At 62.2% G+C, this 249-nt stretch carries 1 protein-coding gene; it reads right to left on the bottom strand.

Annotated features, from left to right (window positions below):
- Positions 1-212, bottom strand: a 212-nt coding sequence (locus tag AC1RPH_RS08455) for a hypothetical protein (protein ID WP_481762140.1), incomplete at its 3' end; no start/stop codon positions are given.
- Positions 213-249: the final 37 nt, after the last annotated feature.

Here is a 249-nt window from a genome sequence, read left to right as displayed (position 1 = left end):
CTCTTCAACCGCGACTTGTTGACCGCCGCCGTCTTGTTCAGGGTGTACGAGTAGGTGTATCCCCACGCCGGGTCCGCAACGACGGGGTAGGTGATCGCGGGATCAGTCAGGTCGACATGCTGTGTTAAGACGCCGTCGTCCCAGCTGTAGCTCGTGGGAACCTGCGCGCCGGCCGCATCCACGGCCCAGGGGAATTCAATCTGACCGAGCACATCGTCCCCAGACTCGAGGTAGTAGCTGAGCTCGGAC

The organism is Dellaglioa sp. CoH-57-MRSF-16, assembly GCF_056782055.1.
Note: the sequence above shows the minus strand (reverse complement) of the source record. Positions and strands in the feature narration are given on the sequence as shown.